The sequence below is a fragment of the Aureivirga sp. CE67 genome (assembly GCF_015767245.1).
Lineage (GTDB): Bacteria > Bacteroidota > Bacteroidia > Flavobacteriales > Flavobacteriaceae > Aureivirga.
In genome coordinates this window covers 16,563-32,239 of the sequence record NZ_JADOTV010000018.1, presented here as the reverse complement: position 1 = coordinate 32,239, position 15,677 = coordinate 16,563, and the positions used below count along the sequence as shown (strand labels likewise).

At 29.6% G+C, this 15,677-nt stretch carries 17 protein-coding genes; 9 read left to right on the top strand and 8 right to left on the bottom strand.

Annotated elements, in window-relative coordinates:
* Positions 1-13: 13 nt before the first annotated feature.
* The 4 genes from I0K12_RS16935 to I0K12_RS16920 form a co-directional block, all read right to left on the bottom strand.
* A complete protein-coding gene (locus I0K12_RS16935) occupies positions 14-847 on the bottom strand; it encodes an MBL fold metallo-hydrolase (RefSeq protein ID WP_196889328.1) in 834 nt (277 codons plus the stop codon).
* A gap of 83 nt (positions 848-930) precedes the next feature.
* Positions 931-1,449 (bottom strand): GNAT family N-acetyltransferase, encoded by a 519-nt coding sequence (locus I0K12_RS16930; RefSeq protein WP_196889327.1) that lies wholly within the window; start codon positions 1,447-1,449, stop codon positions 931-933.
* Positions 1,425-1,637, bottom strand: coding sequence for a hypothetical protein (locus I0K12_RS16925; RefSeq protein ID WP_196889326.1), 213 nt, complete (start codon positions 1,635-1,637; stop codon positions 1,425-1,427). The genes I0K12_RS16930 and I0K12_RS16925 overlap by 25 nt, the downstream gene beginning before the upstream one ends.
* A 1-nt stretch (position 1,638) precedes the next feature.
* Positions 1,639-2,118, bottom strand: a complete 480-nt coding sequence (locus I0K12_RS16920) for a MarR family winged helix-turn-helix transcriptional regulator (protein WP_196889325.1) — start codon at positions 2,116-2,118, stop codon at positions 1,639-1,641.
* Positions 2,119-2,363: 245 nt separating this feature from the next.
* Here I0K12_RS16920 and I0K12_RS16915 point away from each other — a divergent pair, with 245 nt between their 5' ends.
* The 5 genes from I0K12_RS16915 (at position 2,364) to I0K12_RS16895 (ending at position 4,904) form a co-directional block, all read left to right on the top strand.
* The gene (locus tag I0K12_RS16915; RefSeq protein ID WP_196889324.1) at positions 2,364-2,906 is read left to right on the top strand and encodes an RNA polymerase sigma factor; all 543 of its coding nucleotides are present in this window, start codon (positions 2,364-2,366) and stop codon (positions 2,904-2,906) included.
* On the top strand, positions 2,899-3,300 hold the full coding sequence (locus tag I0K12_RS16910) for an alkaline shock response membrane anchor protein AmaP (RefSeq protein ID WP_231372791.1): 402 nt from the start codon (positions 2,899-2,901) through the stop codon (positions 3,298-3,300). The genes I0K12_RS16915 and I0K12_RS16910 overlap by 8 nt, the downstream gene beginning before the upstream one ends.
* Positions 3,301-3,316: 16 nt before the next feature.
* Positions 3,317-3,532 carry a hypothetical protein gene (locus tag I0K12_RS16905; RefSeq protein ID WP_196889322.1) on the top strand — a complete coding sequence of 72 codons (216 nt, stop codon included), beginning with the start codon at positions 3,317-3,319 and terminating at the stop codon, positions 3,530-3,532.
* A gap of 60 nt (positions 3,533-3,592) precedes the next feature.
* Positions 3,593-4,174 (top strand): hypothetical protein, encoded by a 582-nt coding sequence (locus I0K12_RS16900; RefSeq protein ID WP_196889321.1) that lies wholly within the window; start codon positions 3,593-3,595, stop codon positions 4,172-4,174.
* Positions 4,175-4,241: 67 nt separating this feature from the next.
* Positions 4,242-4,904 (top strand): hypothetical protein, encoded by a 663-nt coding sequence (locus I0K12_RS16895; protein WP_196889320.1) that lies wholly within the window; start codon positions 4,242-4,244, stop codon positions 4,902-4,904.
* A 148-nt stretch (positions 4,905-5,052) separates the two neighbouring features.
* Here I0K12_RS16895 and I0K12_RS16890 read toward each other — a convergent pair whose 3' ends face one another.
* The 4 genes from I0K12_RS16890 to I0K12_RS16875 form a co-directional block, all read right to left on the bottom strand.
* Entirely contained in the window at positions 5,053-6,162 is a 1,110-nt protein-coding gene (locus tag I0K12_RS16890) for a serine hydrolase domain-containing protein (protein WP_196889319.1), read from the bottom strand.
* Positions 6,163-6,657: 495 nt separating this feature from the next.
* Positions 6,658-8,178, bottom strand: coding sequence for a T9SS type A sorting domain-containing protein (locus I0K12_RS16885; protein ID WP_196889318.1), 1,521 nt, complete (start codon positions 8,176-8,178; stop codon positions 6,658-6,660).
* 516 nt (positions 8,179-8,694) lie between these two features.
* On the bottom strand, positions 8,695-9,867 hold the full coding sequence (locus tag I0K12_RS16880; RefSeq protein WP_196889317.1) for a C10 family peptidase: 1,173 nt from the start codon (positions 9,865-9,867) through the stop codon (positions 8,695-8,697).
* A 692-nt stretch (positions 9,868-10,559) separates the two neighbouring features.
* Complete coding sequence (locus I0K12_RS16875; RefSeq protein WP_196889316.1) at positions 10,560-11,555, bottom strand: XdhC family protein; 996 nt, start codon at positions 11,553-11,555, stop codon at positions 10,560-10,562.
* Positions 11,556-11,711: 156 nt separating this feature from the next.
* Here I0K12_RS16875 and cas6 point away from each other — a divergent pair, with 156 nt between their 5' ends.
* From cas6 to csm3, 4 genes are all read left to right on the top strand, one after another.
* Positions 11,712-12,503: a CRISPR-associated endoribonuclease Cas6 gene (gene cas6 / locus I0K12_RS16870; protein WP_196889315.1), complete on the top strand. Its 792-nt coding sequence runs from the start codon at positions 11,712-11,714 to the stop codon at positions 12,501-12,503.
* A 453-nt stretch (positions 12,504-12,956) separates the two neighbouring features.
* On the top strand, positions 12,957-14,552 hold the full coding sequence (locus tag I0K12_RS16865) for a Cas10/Cmr2 second palm domain-containing protein (protein WP_196889314.1): 1,596 nt from the start codon (positions 12,957-12,959) through the stop codon (positions 14,550-14,552).
* The gene (gene csm2, locus I0K12_RS16860; RefSeq protein ID WP_196889313.1) at positions 14,521-14,916 is read left to right on the top strand and encodes a type III-A CRISPR-associated protein Csm2; all 396 of its coding nucleotides are present in this window, start codon (positions 14,521-14,523) and stop codon (positions 14,914-14,916) included. The genes I0K12_RS16865 and csm2 overlap by 32 nt, the downstream gene beginning before the upstream one ends.
* Positions 14,917-14,920: 4 nt before the next feature.
* Complete coding sequence (csm3, locus tag I0K12_RS16855) at positions 14,921-15,676, top strand: type III-A CRISPR-associated RAMP protein Csm3 (protein WP_196889312.1); 756 nt, start codon at positions 14,921-14,923, stop codon at positions 15,674-15,676.
* Position 15,677 lies beyond the last annotated feature (1 nt).

Sequence of the window (15,677 nt, the reverse complement as noted above, 5' to 3'; positions counted from 1 at the left end):
TGGCTTTTTCAATTTATTCATTTTTTAAATGAAAATCTATACTAGGAGGTAGAAAGAAGTCACCATGTTTCCATTCGGGGTATTTACTTTTCATTTCTTCAAGTATCTTATCTTTATTTTTATATTGAGATATTAAGCTTTGAAAATCTTCCATGTATTTAATATTAATGTCAAAAATTGTATCATCTGTTTCTTCACCATGTCCAGGAAAGACTTGAATTCCTTTCGAATTATATTTTTCTTTAAATGAAATTAAATGATTTTTCCAATTTTTAATTTTATTCAAATCAATCGCTTGCCACATATGTACTTTGTTGTAGCATAAATCTGAAGAAAATAGAATATTTAAATCAGGAGAATAAACTGTAGAAATAAAATCTGCTTCTGATGGACTATAATTTGATGAAATTAAAAATTCACCACCATTTTTAAGTTTTAGAATATTTCCTTCGAATATTTTTATTTCTTTATGATAATCAAAACCATCTTTATTTTTTTCTGATTTCAATTTCATAGGAGATTCATTTTCAAATTGTCCATTCTTTTCCATGAATTTAGCCCAAAATATTATTTCATCTTTTATTCCTTGATTTGAAACAATAATTTTGACTTTTGGAAATTCCTTTTTTAAAATTCCAAGACCGACAAAATGATCTGGATGACCATGTGTTACTAAAATATATTCTAGATTTAAATCTTTATCTTTAATGGTTTTAAGTATATCTTTTGCTTCTGAAGATTTTCTCAAAGCATCTATCAATAAAGCATTTTTATTATTATAAATTAAATAACTTTTTTCACTTTCTGAGGAACCTGTATATTTTTCTATATTTAAATTTTTGCTCATTTTTGATGTGTTTTCTTTCATATCACACGAAATAAAAAAGAGTGATATTGAGAATAATATTCCTATAAATTTCAACCTATTTTTCATTTTAATTCTTTCAGCATTACATAATCTTCAATCACATATTTCTTTATATCTGTGTACTCAATTCCTTGATTTTTAAAACCTCGTTTTAGGTAAAAATCAATTGCTTTTTTGTTTTTGATATAAACTTTTAAGCGAAAGAATTTTTGTCCATTTTTCTTAGCTATTAATTCAAGATTTTCGAATATTTTTTTGCCAATCCCGTTTCCTTGTGCAGAAGGTGATATATAAATTTTATGAATCATCAGTTGATTAAGGTTTTGATAATTCAGTTCGTATGAAACAAATCCCACAGCTTTTTCATTTAAATAAGCCATTTTAAACTGATGCTTTAATTCAGTCATTTGGTTTTCTAAAGATTTGTCATTATAAAACAAGTCTAACATATAATCTATTTGTTCTTTAGACATGGTTTCTCCAAAAGTATTTGGCCAAGTTTCATGTGCAATAGATTGAATTTCGAGGATATCTTCTTTAGTTACTTTGATGATTTTTATAAGGTTTTTCTTAGTTTCCATAAGTGATATAGATGAATTGTCATAAATAATAGAGCTCCAATAATTATTGGAAAAGCAGAAATCATAAATCCGTATAAAACATAAACAATACTAGAAGCCAGATGTATGATTCTATATCTAACAATGTTTGTCATACTAACTGCAATTACGCTAATAATCAATGCTAAAAAGCCTATTATTTCTACCATATTATTTTTTGTTTATAAATTCATTTACTTTTTCTTCAATCGGTGTTTCTTCCAATTTGGATTCCAGTTTTTCTAATGCTTTTAGAAATTCTGAAACGAAATATTCTTTTTGAATTTCTTCGATTAATTTCCACTTTTCTTTATACTCGGGTAAAAGAGAAATCGCTTTTTCTGATAGAGAAAAAAGCTGTTTTCTCTGATCTTTTGGATCTTTCTCTCCAATTAAAAAATCTTTTTCTTGCATTTTTTTTAGAATCTTAATAACTGCCGGATGTGAAAATTTTAATGTGGAAGATATTTCAGTAACAGCCATTTTTTTATTTTGTTCTAATAATAAAAGAATTAAATGCCAATTTGGTTCTATATCTAGATTTAAAGCTTTATAGACATTTCTTCCTGTTGACATTAATCGATCATTCAGTCTTCTAACTCTTGCTGTAACCCCAATTAATCCTTGGCTTTTTATATAATCTTTCTCCATTTTATAGTTGTTTTTATGTAACTAGTTACGCAAATGTATAAAAAAATATGTAACCGGATACGTATATTTACTTGTTTAAGTAATTTTTAACTTAAAAATAGACTTGTTTTAAACGGAATTTTAATGGTTAAATATTTAATTTTATGAGGGTTATAATATTTTTAATAAAAAAATGAAAAAAAATGCAATAGAATCTGAAAGTTGCGTCTTTATAAGTGTAGAATGGTTTAAATAAAAGTTTATAAGTGTCTGTTGAATCTGAAAATAATAAAAAACTAAAAGCTTTTTTTGAGAAAGAATATCATGTTCTCAAATCTTTTATCAGATCAAGAATAAGCGAAAGTGTCCATCGAGATGCAGAAGATATTATTCAAGATGTGGCTTTAAAGTTATTTTCAGGTGTTGATAATTATTCTCCTATAAATAATGTTGGTGGTTTTGTCTATCAATCTGTGAAAAACAAAATTATTGACATTATGAGAAAAAATAAATCAGATCAATATGATATTGATTTGAATGAACAAAAGTTAAATGAGTTTATTGACATTTTTTACGGAAAACCCGATAATATATATCCAGATGAAATAAAAAAAGAATTGAAAAATAGCATTATGAACTTAAAACCAAACTACAGAGATATCATTTTAGCTATCGATTTTGAAGGATATAATTATAACGAAATATCAGAGGAATCAGGAGTTCCAATAGGAACTTTAATGTCAAGAAGACACAGAGCATTGTCTATTTTACACAAAAAAATAAATACAAAATTAAAAAATGATGATTAAGCATTTAAAAAAGAGATTTGAAACTGATTCCGTTGGTGTAATCATCGGAAAAGTAATATTAGGAATTATCGCTATTGCATGTTTTGCAGTTCTATTTGGATTTGTAATCATGTGGTTATGGAATTATTTGATGCCAACAATTTTCGAATTACCAAAAATCGATTATTGGCAAGCAGTAGGATTATTTGTTCTTGCTAGAATTCTTTTTGGTTCTGGTGGAAAAGGACATAAACACAAGCATCATAAGTATAGAAAGAAAAACCGTTTTTCTAAAGAAATTTACAAAAACTGTTGTTCGGGTGATTGGAAAGATTATGAGGATTTCTGGGAAACAGAAGGGAAAGAAGCTTATGAAAACTATAAAAATAGAAAAAGTACTAACGAAGAAAACTAACTTGAAGACTCATAAAATGAAACTATTTATTCTAAAAACAGACATCAAAACAGAGGAAAAAGTAAAAAAAGTAAACGACTTGTTTCAAAATGATTCGGAAATCTTGAAATGGACTTTCGATATGGAAGATATCGATAAGGTTTTGAGAATTGAGGCTAGTGATAATGCTAGTATGAATGCAGTTATAGGAAGAATTAAAACTCTAGGATTTAATTGTTCTGAATTAAATTAAAAACCAAAAGTAAAAATCCGTATAAAATAACGGGTTTTTACTTTAAATATGAAACTGAAAATGACGAACTCTAATTTTCTATATAATGAAAATGCGATTAAACTTTATTCTGAAAAAAAGATCTTGATTTATCATTGGGATAAGTTGAAAAATATCATCTATAAATATTATAAAACTGGCGAACTTAAAAGTATAAAATATATAAAGGAGAACATTTTTACTATTTACACTAAAAACGGAAAATCCATTAATGATAAGATTCATAAAACAAACAAACATGAATTTTTGAAAAATAATTATCTTGACTTAATTTCAGAGAATGATGAGGATATCCAAGAAATGATTTTTGATTGGTTTTGGGATCTGAATCGTAAAGATTTCAAGGTTTCTATGGAGATTTTGAATAATTTAATTGCCTCTGAAAATCATAAGATCAAAGTGAAAGCAATCGAAATTGCTGGAGCAAACTATTTTGAGAAATGTATCAAGCAAATTGAAAAAGAACTTTCTAATTATTCAAAAGTTTATATTGAAAAAGATTTTCATCAAGATGACTTTTCCACTTTTGATTCTTCTTTGACTGTTTCTGATTTGGCTTCTAAAAGTATTTCTAGAATTAGATCTAAAAAAGGAGGGTTTTAATCCCGAAATATTTTACTACGCAAAAACACTTCGCTTTACTTTTTTAGTTTTGCTTAAATTTGAAAAAATGTATGTAATTCCTGAAAATAGTAAAGCGTTTCTTTCTGAAAAATGGAAAGAAGAATATTCTGAAATTTTAAACGAGGAACATTGGAGTTTTTTGATTAAAGAACTTGAATATCTTTTAAAAAATCCAGTTTCAGAAAATCGTTTACCTTATTTTAATGAAGAAACAACTCCTTCGCTTTTAGAAGTGAAAAAATATTTTTTACAAAAAGTTGAAAATGAAAAACCGATTGCAAAAAATTGGGCAAAATGGATTGAGAATTCTCCTTTCTCTTATTTATTGATACTTCTAGGACAAAGATTTACTTCTGCAAGTTCTAAAGATGCTACTGCCATTCCTCCTTTAAAAGAAACTTTAATTCAAAGTTGCTTTGAGCTTTTTAATCCACAAATTTGTGTTGCAACAAGAGCTTGGGAAAAACATGTTGGGAGAACCAATGATGATTTTTGGGGAGAAATAAAAGGAAATCCGCAGCAGAAAAATGAATTTGTCCAAAATAAAATAAAGCAAATGATTGAAAATAAAACTTGGTGGAATATTTTCTTTCATTACAAACATGCGTTGGTTTACGAAATCCGTGTAGAAAGTGGACATGGAATTCGTTGGAACAAAGATGGAACTTCAATTATAGGTTTTCTAGAGCCTTTTATTAATGAGGATTAGTTCAATTATGACTAGTATATAAGTTTCCCTTTTGAGAGAGGTTAGGGGAGTGGCTTTCAATCAAAATCTCTTTATAAACAGAAAAAGCATACTTTAAAAAAAGTATGCTTCATTATCTTTTTAACGCAAAAGAGAAAATCTTTATTTATTATTTTTTCTCAGCTGTTTCAAATAAATGTTTTAAAATCATAAAATTTATCTGATCAACTAAACCAGTTCTTGGAGAAAGTCCTGAAATATTTGTCAGTAAAACCATTGCTTGATTATTTTCAACATCAAGAATCATCGAAGAACTGTATCCTCCAGTAGCTCCATTGTGCCAATACACTTTATGATTATCTTTTCTATTAATGATATGCCAACCTAAACCAACACTCATTCTTTCGCTAACTTTCGCTCTTTCTTCTCTAGTAATCGTTAAATTTTTATCTTTTCCAAGTAAATTTGCTTCCAAAAACTTAGCTAAATCCTCCGTAGAAGAAAGAATTGCTCCAGCTCCAGCTAAAGATTTAAAATCCCAATTAGAAGTTACATTTCCTCTATAATCTAAAGGAGCAACAAATCTGTTTGTAACTTTATCTCTTTGCGTAGTAGAATTCTCCATTTTATATTTCTGGAAAATTTTCTTTTGTAATAAATCTTCATAAGATTTCTTTTCAATTTTCTCAATAGCATAAGCTAAAATTCCTGCTCCAGCATTTGAGTAAGCATATTTTCCTTTGTTATATAGCGATACTGAATTTTTTAAATAATCTTCTAAAAACTCGTTTGTATATGCGGCATAAGGATTACTCATATCTACAGCGATTGTCATTAGATTTGTTGGAAGTCTAGGTAACCCTGAAGTATGTGAAGCTAATTCTTCATAAGTAAAACGAACCGTATCTTTCATTTTGAAAGGAAGTTTTTTATTTACCTCATCTGTTGCCTTAACTTTTTTTCTATTGATCAAATCTGCTAAAAGCGTTGAAGTAAAAACTTTAGATATTGATCCTATTTCAAATATTGCATCTTGATTCTGTACCGCAATTACGCTATCTTTTTCTTTTACAAATCCATAATATTTTACTTCACCATTTTTGATTAAAGCTAAAGAAAACTCTGTTTTATTAGGAAATTCATATGCCTTATCTTCCAAAAGTTTTTGGATATATTCCGGATCCGAATATTCCAGTTTTGCTTTTCGCTCTCCTTTCCTTTCTTGTGCAAAAGAAAAAACGGTTATTAAAAGAAGTAAAAAAGTAGTTATTTTTTTCATATTTTAATTCGAATATTTAACCGGCAAGATATAAAATATCTTAATAATTCTTAACGAAGAAAATTAAACTTTTCCATCATAAAACAAAGAATACTGTAATAATCATAATGAAATTTATTAAAAATATCAATCTTGCTTTCTTTTTGCTTATTGAATTATTAAAGAGTTTATAAACAGATTGAACGAAGTTAGATATAGAATAAACTATCGTTCTAATGATAACCCGATTTCGGCTCCGCTCAATCTCCGAGTTGTAAATCGGTGACTGAGGCACTCGAAGCCACATTTCTTTCGGCACAACTCCAAACCGATGGCTGAGCGAAGCCGAAGCCCCAATGTCTTGCCTTGATTTTCTTCTTCAAATGACAACCCGATTTCGACTCCGCTCAATCTCCGAGTTGTAAATCGGTGACTGAGGCTCTCGAAGCCACATTTCTTTCGGCACAACTCCAAACCGGTGGCTGAGCGGAGCCGAAGCCCACAATGACAATGATTCTAATGTATCAACATCTTATGACGATAAGTTCCCTTAGAAGTTTTTACAGTAATAAAATACATTCCTGGAGTTTTGATTTTCTCCAAATTACACAACATATTACTACTTACTTTTTCTACAGGTATTTCCATATGCATATTTAAACCATTTGAAATTGTAACACTTTCAATCATTTCGTTTCCTGGAAATTCGATGTTCATAAAACGTTTTGCTGGATTTGGATAAATTCGCATTCTATTTTCAATTACCTCTGCATCTGATTCACAAGTAGCTAATAATTCTGAAAAGTTGGAGCAATTCTCTTTATTATTTCCAAGCGTAATATGTCCTTCCATCTGATTATTCATACCGCATAAAATCTGGCAATCATCCAAGTTTTCATTATTTCGAATAATGATATCTCCTCCGATATTACACACATTGATTAAATTTGAAATATCCGAAATAGCAGTATGATCAATGACAAGATTTCCACTAATGGATTTTAGATTTTCAAATCCGTTTAAACTTGTAAGGTGGGAATTATCGTAAATATAAAGCGAACCTTGAATTGTAGTAATCTCTCCTAGATTTTGAATATTCTGGATATTATTTCCTCTCAAAACTACATCTCCTTGGATTATTTTACAATTGGAATTAAAATTACTTACTTGATTTTGTGTTTTAAAAAATAAATTCGTTGGACATTCTTCATTACAACCAGAACGAATCTGATTTAAATTATTACAATCTCTTTTGTTAGAATTAATCATCAATTGAATGTATCCACTAGTGTTTTCCGTAAGTCTACAAAAACCACTACAAACATCTAGTTTTGGATTATTTGTCAGATTAAAAACTTGTAAACCATGAGCATTTTGAAAACCTGTAACTTCTATCAAATTATTATTATGATGTACATGCAAAAACCGAGCATCTGAAAAAGCATTTGGAGAATTAAATTGTGAAATACTTACCAAAGAAGGATTGTAATAAATTCCTATTCCTGAAATTCTTCCAGCACCCAAATAATTTATATTTTCCAGTCCTGTAAGAAATAATAATTTATCATTATTAGCAATTTCTAAAGCACTATTCAAAGTAGTTAGGTTTTGCAAACCGTCCATATCAATTAGATTATCATTATGTGTAATTCGTAATGTTCCTTGAACGGAAGTTAAATTGTTCAAACCTTGCATGTCTTTAATTTTAGACAAATAAGAAATATGCACTTCGCTAAATCCTGTATCATCAGCTACAATTGTAGTCAAATTATTTAAACCTTGTAAAGAAGTAAGATTCGACATATTGGAAATAAAAAGCGTTCCTCGAATTTTTGTCAAAGAAGACAAGCCATTCAAATTTGTAATATTAGGATTATCTCCACGAATACTTCCAATTCTTAAATTATATGTAATTTCTGTACAATTAAAATTATCTACATCGGTCTGTGTTTGTAAAAAAACATTATGACAATCCTGCGAAAAAGCATGTAAACCCAAAAAAAGAAATCCAACAACATAAATAATTTTCCTAACCATAATTCATTTTTTTAAACGATACTATAATTTATCCTATTTAATCTTGTATCAAATTAAACAGATAATCAAACTCCTCTCTTGAGAGGTAGGAGGGGCAGGTTCTCCTAATTTTTTAATTGAAAACCTAGACCTGGCGCACTTTTGTAAAGTGTGCCCATTGTTTCTAGCATTTGTGTGATCACGTTTACAAATTCGCGCCAGCGATCATCAAAAATTAGACATTTGTTATGTTTTTTTCAAAAACTATTAAAACTTTCCAGTCTCCAATCCTAATCATTAAACGGTGACTGAGCGAAGTCGAAGTCAAAACAATCTGCTTGTATTTCATCAACTAAACAAAGCTAAAACCCTAATTAAAGTTACCTCATAAATCCATGATCCTCTCTTAAATAATTGATAATTCTAAAACTTATAAAAACAAAAAAGCTGTATTAAATGAATAATACAGCTTAGAAAAATTAACTTATCTTATGATATTGAAATTAGCGTAAAGTTTTACTTTACAAATAGAAAATATTATGGTCTGATGTTATACACCATTCCTCTCTTATAATTAAAAGTTTTACTTCCAGGGTTAAAATTATTAGAACTATACCATCCATCATAGCTTCCATTCCATCCCCAATTCATTCTTAGTTTTAGAGTATTTCCTTCACAAGGATCAATGGTATTCAAATAACCATCACAAACCCAAGCATGACCTCCAGAGTATACTCCAAAAATCCACCAACCAGTGTTTTTTCCTCCTTTTAAAATCATTGGCTTACTAACGTTTAACTCATTTGTTACTGTAGTAATATTGAAATCTGCAAAAGAAGCCGAACTATAGTTAAAATCTCCAGTAAAAGAAGGCGCAGCTTCACTATTTGTATTCGCAGAAGAACCATCACATCCATAATCCATATTTACAGCCTCTCCAATATCAGCCATTAAAATCGCTGTAGAAGTAGTTCCGTAATTATCTGGCATTCCAGCCCAGTTATAGTTTGAAGGATATTGGTGATATTTCATGATTTGTGCCATTGCTGTAGCTACACATCCTGTATAATAATGATCACATGGTCCACAATCATTAGCAGGTGTCATTGAGTTATAACCACAACTTTGTCCCCAAGTAGTAGAAATATAAGGCCCTCTTTGAACATTATATGGTGTACAATCAGAGCTAGATTTCATTTGTTTTGTAGAAAGCATATCTACATCTTCACTTTCAAATTTCTTCCATAATTTTTCTACCAAAGCACTTGGTCTTTCATCGTTTCTTCTCAGGATTTCAATGTCCGTTTTTGTTTCATAGATCCAACCTACTAAACCTCCTGGATAATACTTTTCTTCCGTATCAAATGTGTTTGTTTCAGAAAAAGCTAATACAGGCTCCATTCTTCGATCTCCAGAAATAATCACGAATCCTCCACCTTCATAATTCACGATATAAAAAGCTGGATTATTTTCCTGATCTGGTACAGTAAAAATAGTTTTTACTTTCTTTTTTCGTGTTACTCTAGCATTCGCGCTTCCTTCTCCAAATAAAATGTGATTTGCTAAGTTTCCTGCAGATACTTCACTAACGATGTTTTTATCTTGCTCACTTTGATTTGTTTCTGGATTATCTTCTTTACTACAAGAAAACATCACGATTCCTACAACTAGAGTTAAAAGTAATTTCTTAATTAGATTAAGTTTCTTCATTTGTTTGATTTTAGTTAATATTTATTTTAAATGTTGTTTTTGTTCTTTATTAAAATCAAACTCTTTCTTTTTTTGCGTAATATTTACACTTTCATAATAGCGGACACGAAATTATAAAAATATTCGTAATTTCAAAACTATTTTGTAATCATAAATAGAAAATAAAGCTCATAACTTTAACTGTATTATCTTATTTTAACAATATCTATAACTATTTTAAAATTAATAAAACTTAAATCAAACCAGTAAAAACAACGGTTTTTATGTAGAAGCTATAAAAAAGCACTAATACTATTTTATCAATAAATATTTTTAAAAAAGTTATTATTTATTTTATTAAAATGCTTTTTAGTTGTTATTTGTTAGTTTTTATTGGTGCTGAGTAGGGTAGAGGACTCTTGAACGGTGTCTGAGGCTCTCGAAGCCACATTACTCTCGGTACAACACCAAACCGGTGGCTGAGCGGAGCCGAAGCCCTAATGTCTTACCTTGATTTTTTCCATCAAAAGAGAACCCGATTTCGACTCCGCTCAATCTGCGAAGTATCAACCGATGGCTGAGGCTCTCGAAGCCACATTACTCTCGGTACAACACCAAACCGGTGGCTGAGCGGAGCCGAAGCCCCAATGTCTTGCCTTGATTTTCTTCTTCAAATGACAACCCGATTTCGACTCCGCTCAATCTCCGAAGTATCAACTGGTGGCTGAAGCTCTCGAAGCCACATTTTTAACCAACTCTCTTTCTCTAGAAAAGGATTTTAAACTCGAAGTATCTTTCTCATTAAAAACAGCTACAATTTCTGTTATTACACTAAGTGCAATATCTTTTACTTTCTTAGCATTAATATCAATTCCGATAGGTGTGTAAAGTTTATCCCAAACATTCTCAGGTAAAGATTGTTCTTCTAAAATAGCATCTTTTAAAAAAGCAACTTTTCGTTTACTTCCTATCATTCCGATGTATTTTGCATCCGAATCTAAGCAAAACTCTAAAGCTTCACGGTCTTCCTGATGGTTTTTATGTACCAAAACAATAGCAGTATTTCGATCTATTTTTTCTTCTTTAACAAAACTTCCAAAATCATTTTCTACATAGAGAATTTCCGTATTTTTTTCTTCCAAATAAGGTCTTCTATCCAAAAGTGTTGTTTCAAAACCTAGCCAATTTCCTAGTTCTGCAATTGCTTTTCCGCAATGCCCATTTCCACAAACAATTAATTTTCTTGGAGTTTCTAACTGGATTTTTAAAAGTGTTTTTTCTTCATTTACTTCTGAAAATAGCATTCCAAAACTTTCAGAGTTCTCCTCACAATCTATATAAAAAGTAGTTTCTTTTCCTTCTTTTTCATTTGCTACAATTTTCGTTATTTCTTCTACTTGTTTCGTCGCTTTGCTTGTAATCAAAACTTCCACACTTCCTCCACAAATTGCTTTCGCATCTTTAGAATACTTCGCATTCATTTCTATTCTCTCCAACACTGCAGTGTTTCTTCCTAAAAGTTTTTTCGCTTTTTCCAAACATGAAAATTCTAAAAAACCTCCGCCAATAGTTCCTACCAAATTTCCATCAGAAGACAACAAAAGCATCGCTCCCGTTTCTTGAGGTACAGAGCCTTGGTGCTGCACTACAAAAAGTAAAACAAAAGATTGTGTAGGGTTTTTCAATATAGATTCGAAACAAGTGATCATGTAAAATTTATTGTTAATTAATACTTTACAACAAGTTCGGGAGAAAGTTTTTTTAAAGCAAGTATTATTTTTTGTGATTTTACGGAAAGCCACATTTTTAAACAAAAAGTTTTCTTTAGCTTTACGCAACTGTTAGTAAAAAGAGAAAAAAATAGAATGAGAATTAAATTACAATTTACTCGTACCTCACGCAACCGAATGTTGCCAATGGATTATCAATATGCACTTTCTTCTTGGGTGTATAAAACAATAGGAACTGCGAATGCAGAGTTTTCAAAATTCTTACACGATGATGGTTATAAAGTTGGACATAAAACATTTAAATTCTTTACGATTTCTGAGCTGAATTTGTATCCTTTTAAAGTTTGGAAAGAACAAAAGCTTTTTGAACTAAAAGGAAATACGTTTTCGGTACAAATTGCTTTTATGATAGATGAAGCTGCACAGGAGTTTATCAAAGGTTTATTTATGAGACAAAAAGGATTTATTGGAAATCGTTTTAATGGGATTGATTTTGAAGTGACTGGAGTTACTGTTTTAACGAAACCAATTTTTCTTGAAACGATGCAATATAAAACGATTAGTCCTGTGTTTTTAACTGCTAAAGATGAAAATGAAAGGATTTTGCATTTAGACCCAGAAAAGAATAAAGATATTTATGCGAAATATGCGCTAAACAATCTGCAACAAAAACAAAAACATCTACAATTTCATGATTTTATGGAAGAAAATATTCAAGAAAATGAAATGTCTTTTAAAGTTGTAAAACGATTAGGTTCTCGTTTGTTTCGTATTAATCCAATGACAGAAAGAGAAACTAGAAACAAAATGTTTTTATACACTTTTGAACTGACTGCTCCTATCGAAATTCATGAAATCCTATATAACGCTGGTTTGGGTGTGGATTCTAGTATGGGTTGTGGAATGGTTGAGGTTTTGAAGGAATGATTCTTCTGAAACCTTAATAATTATTCGTTCTTTGACATTTTTATATTTAAGATTTTAACCACAATATGTTGTAATTGAAACTATATAGGGTTTTGCATGACTGTCATCGTAGCACAAATTTAATTGCAATATATTATAATTAAAATGGTAGTCCTTGAAGTTCTGCTTTCTCTTCCATTTGAGCTTAAACCGAAATATATTATAATTGAAAATGTCAAGTTTTACCTTTAGTCATAATGAATTTACCAGCTCCTTTAAATTGAGGGAACTTTAACTGTAATAAGTTATAATTGAAATTGCTGAAGTACAGGTATGCCTTCGATGAATCCAAACTTTAACCGAAGTATTTTACAATTGAAAAACGTTAGGTAGTACTGTACGACCGTCTGTAGCACCGATTAACCGAAGTATTTTACAATTAAAATAAATTTAATAATCATGAAAACATAAGAAATGTGTATAACTATTATAAAAGGTGATTTTTCTGGAATTCAGGAATACATCTTTAATGTCAAAACAAAAGGAGCTGCAAAAAACTTAAAGCTACGCTCTAGTGAAATTCAAGAATTAGAAAAAAAATACTTGAAGAAATTGAAGGAAACTCTGGGAACAGATGAGAAAACTAAAAATGAGCAATGGAATGATTATCAAGGAGGTGGAGGTTTCTTTGCTATTTGTGAATCTAACGAGATTTTAACAGGTTTAGATTCCATTCTTGAAAAGGTTGAAAAGGAATTTAAAAAAGAAACAAAAGATTTATTGCTACGATTAACTTATGCTTCTGAAGTAAATTATGAAACAGCTTGGAGTTATTTGGTAAAAGAAAACAATAGAAAACGTTACCAGTCTTTAGATGGAATTGATGAAGATGATTTTCAAAGGATGTTTTATCCTTTTCAAACTTTTGATAAAATAATCAAAACAGAATATATTGAGTTAAAAGAAAAGTATTCAAATTATTTACCTAAATGGGATTCTTCTCTTTTAAAGTTGATAGAAGAATTTAAAGCTAACAATCCTGAAAAAGAATTATCTGAGAATTATACAAAAGGTGGAATTATTGAATTTGATGCTTTGGCACATTTTGCTGAAGAGAGAACAGGTTCTGATTTTCTTGGCGTTTTAAAAATGGATATTGATAATTTGGGAACTGTTTTTAAAAATAAGATTGAAGGTGTAAAGCAATTTGAAAAGATAAATCAATTCTTTAATGGTTTCTTTTTGATGGATAGTGAGAAAGAAAAAAGCATTCGAAATATTATTAAAAATAAATGTTTTAAAGAAAAACAACCCGATACTAAAAATATTGAAGATAAATGTGATGATATTGAGTATCAATATAAAAACAATGTCTATACTGTTTTTAGTGGTGGAGATGATTGCTTTTTTATAGGAGCTTGGGACGCTATTTTACCTTTTGCTTTAGAAATTCAAAAGACTTTTAAAGATGCTAAAAAAGGGATTCAAGAATTGAATGATGTAAGTCTATCTGCTGGAATTAGTTTGGTAAATGCGAAAACTCCTGTGGTTCGTATTTCTGAAATAACGGAGGAATATCTTTCTAATGCGAAAAAACATGAAGATAAAGATGGTGATGTTGTAAAAGATGCTGTTTGTATTATGGATGAAGTTTTTTCATGGAATAATTATGAAACAGCTTTAAAGCATTCCGAAACTATTCAAAAAATGCTTGAAAAAGAAATCATTAAGAAAAGCTTTTTGGGAAAAATCAAGCGAAGTGCAAAAGGATTTAATAGTGCGCAAAAAAGAATCGAACGAGGAGAAAAACTTCCATTAGAACAAGTCTGGCGTTTGAAATATTATCTGCGTGATATGAAAACACAAGATGATAAATCAAAACAAGAACTTGTTGATGAAATGATAAAAGACTTTTTTACACCCTATGAAAATGCTTTGATTGAAACGATTACATCTGAAGGGAAATTGAAAACAAATCCAATGCAATTTCCATTAGCTGCAAGAATTACTGAATTAAAAACTAGAAAAAAAGAAAATAATGAGTCAGAAAAATACGCAAAAACAATTTGAACTGGTTAGACCAAAATTTACAGATTTAGCACAAGAAAATATTCCAAATGATTTTTTTGAGAAACTTGAGAAATATGTTAAACATAAATTTGGAAGCAATGGAAAATCAGATATTACTCCAACACAACTTCGTAATATTTATAATTTAATCAAAAAGGAAAATAATGTTTCTGGAATGAAACAATTGCAACCAAAGATGGTTTATACTGCTGCAAGAATAGGAGGAAAAGGAAAAGATTTGGTTATTGATATGAAAAAAGATATTCAAAATATCAATACATACGAAGAAGTAAAAGCTTTTAAACAATATATGGAAGCAATTTTAGCTTATCATAAATTCTATTTCCCAAAAGACAACAAATAAAATCATGACAAAAGAAGAAACAAAAATGGACAAATTAATAGCAAAAATAATTATCAAAGGAAACATTGAAGTTGTAACAGGGTTACATATTGGAGGTTCGAGTGCAACTATAGAAATTGGAGGTGTAGATAATAATATCATCAAAACAGCAAACGGAATTCCATATATTCCAGGAAGCTCTTTAAAAGGAAAGTTGCGAAATATGTTGGCAAAGGCAAAAGGTAGTCCGAATGTTGAAACAGATAGAACTTTAGGAGGGAGAACAGGAAATATTTTTGGAAATGGAGCAAATCAAGTAGGAAAAGATGAGAGAGCGGAAGCTTTATTAAGAGTTCGTGATGCTTATCTGAATACAAAGTCTATTAATGAAGATATGAAAGAAAATATGGATATGGAATTTTCTGAAATTAAATACGAAAATTCAATTAAGAGAATAACAGGTGAAGCAAATCCTAGACCACTGGAACGTGTTCCACAAGGAGCAAGATTTGAATTTGAAATGGTTTATGATCAGTATGAAAATGAAAAATCTAAAAATGATTTAGATGAAATTGCTATGGCAATGAAATTATTAGAAATGGATTATTTAGGAGGAGCAGGAAGTAGAGGTTCTGGACAAATTGCTTTTAAAGAAGTTATTATTGAAGAGCATAAAATAAACAATGAAAGTTTTAAAATTGAGAAATCAATTATTGAGGATAATCCTTTTGTTCAGTTTAATATATCAGAACCAAAGACAGAACCTTTAAACATGAACTAGA

Bases quoted from the DNA above. Each gene is read 5' to 3' on its own strand.
- I0K12_RS16925 (WP_196889326.1), bottom strand. From the start codon at position 1,637: ATGGTAGAAATAATAGGCTTTTTAGCATTGATTATTAGCGTAATTGCA.
- I0K12_RS16875 (WP_196889316.1), bottom strand. From the start codon at position 11,555: ATGATCACTTGTTTCGAATCTATATTGAAAAACCCTACACAATCTTTT.
- I0K12_RS16920 (WP_196889325.1), bottom strand. From the start codon at position 2,118: ATGGAGAAAGATTATATAAAAAGCCAAGGATTAATTGGGGTTACAGCA.
- I0K12_RS16895 (WP_196889320.1), top strand. From the start codon at position 4,242: ATGTATGTAATTCCTGAAAATAGTAAAGCGTTTCTTTCTGAAAAATGG.
- csm3 (WP_196889312.1), top strand. From the start codon at position 14,921: ATGACAAAAGAAGAAACAAAAATGGACAAATTAATAGCAAAAATAATT.
- I0K12_RS16930 (WP_196889327.1), bottom strand. From the start codon at position 1,449: ATGGAAACTAAGAAAAACCTTATAAAAATCATCAAAGTAACTAAAGAA.
- I0K12_RS16905 (WP_196889322.1), top strand. From the start codon at position 3,317: ATGAAACTATTTATTCTAAAAACAGACATCAAAACAGAGGAAAAAGTA.
- csm2 (WP_196889313.1), top strand. From the start codon at position 14,521: ATGAGTCAGAAAAATACGCAAAAACAATTTGAACTGGTTAGACCAAAA.
- cas6 (WP_196889315.1), top strand. From the start codon at position 11,712: ATGAGAATTAAATTACAATTTACTCGTACCTCACGCAACCGAATGTTG.
- I0K12_RS16900 (WP_196889321.1), top strand. From the start codon at position 3,593: ATGACGAACTCTAATTTTCTATATAATGAAAATGCGATTAAACTTTAT.
- I0K12_RS16880 (WP_196889317.1), bottom strand. From the start codon at position 9,867: ATGAAGAAACTTAATCTAATTAAGAAATTACTTTTAACTCTAGTTGTA.
- I0K12_RS16890 (WP_196889319.1), bottom strand. From the start codon at position 6,162: ATGAAAAAAATAACTACTTTTTTACTTCTTTTAATAACCGTTTTTTCT.
- I0K12_RS16865 (WP_196889314.1), top strand. From the start codon at position 12,957: ATGTGTATAACTATTATAAAAGGTGATTTTTCTGGAATTCAGGAATAC.
- I0K12_RS16910 (WP_231372791.1), top strand. From the start codon at position 2,899: ATGATTAAGCATTTAAAAAAGAGATTTGAAACTGATTCCGTTGGTGTA.
- I0K12_RS16885 (WP_196889318.1), bottom strand. From the start codon at position 8,178: ATGGTTAGGAAAATTATTTATGTTGTTGGATTTCTTTTTTTGGGTTTA.
- I0K12_RS16935 (WP_196889328.1), bottom strand. From the start codon at position 847: ATGAGCAAAAATTTAAATATAGAAAAATATACAGGTTCCTCAGAAAGT.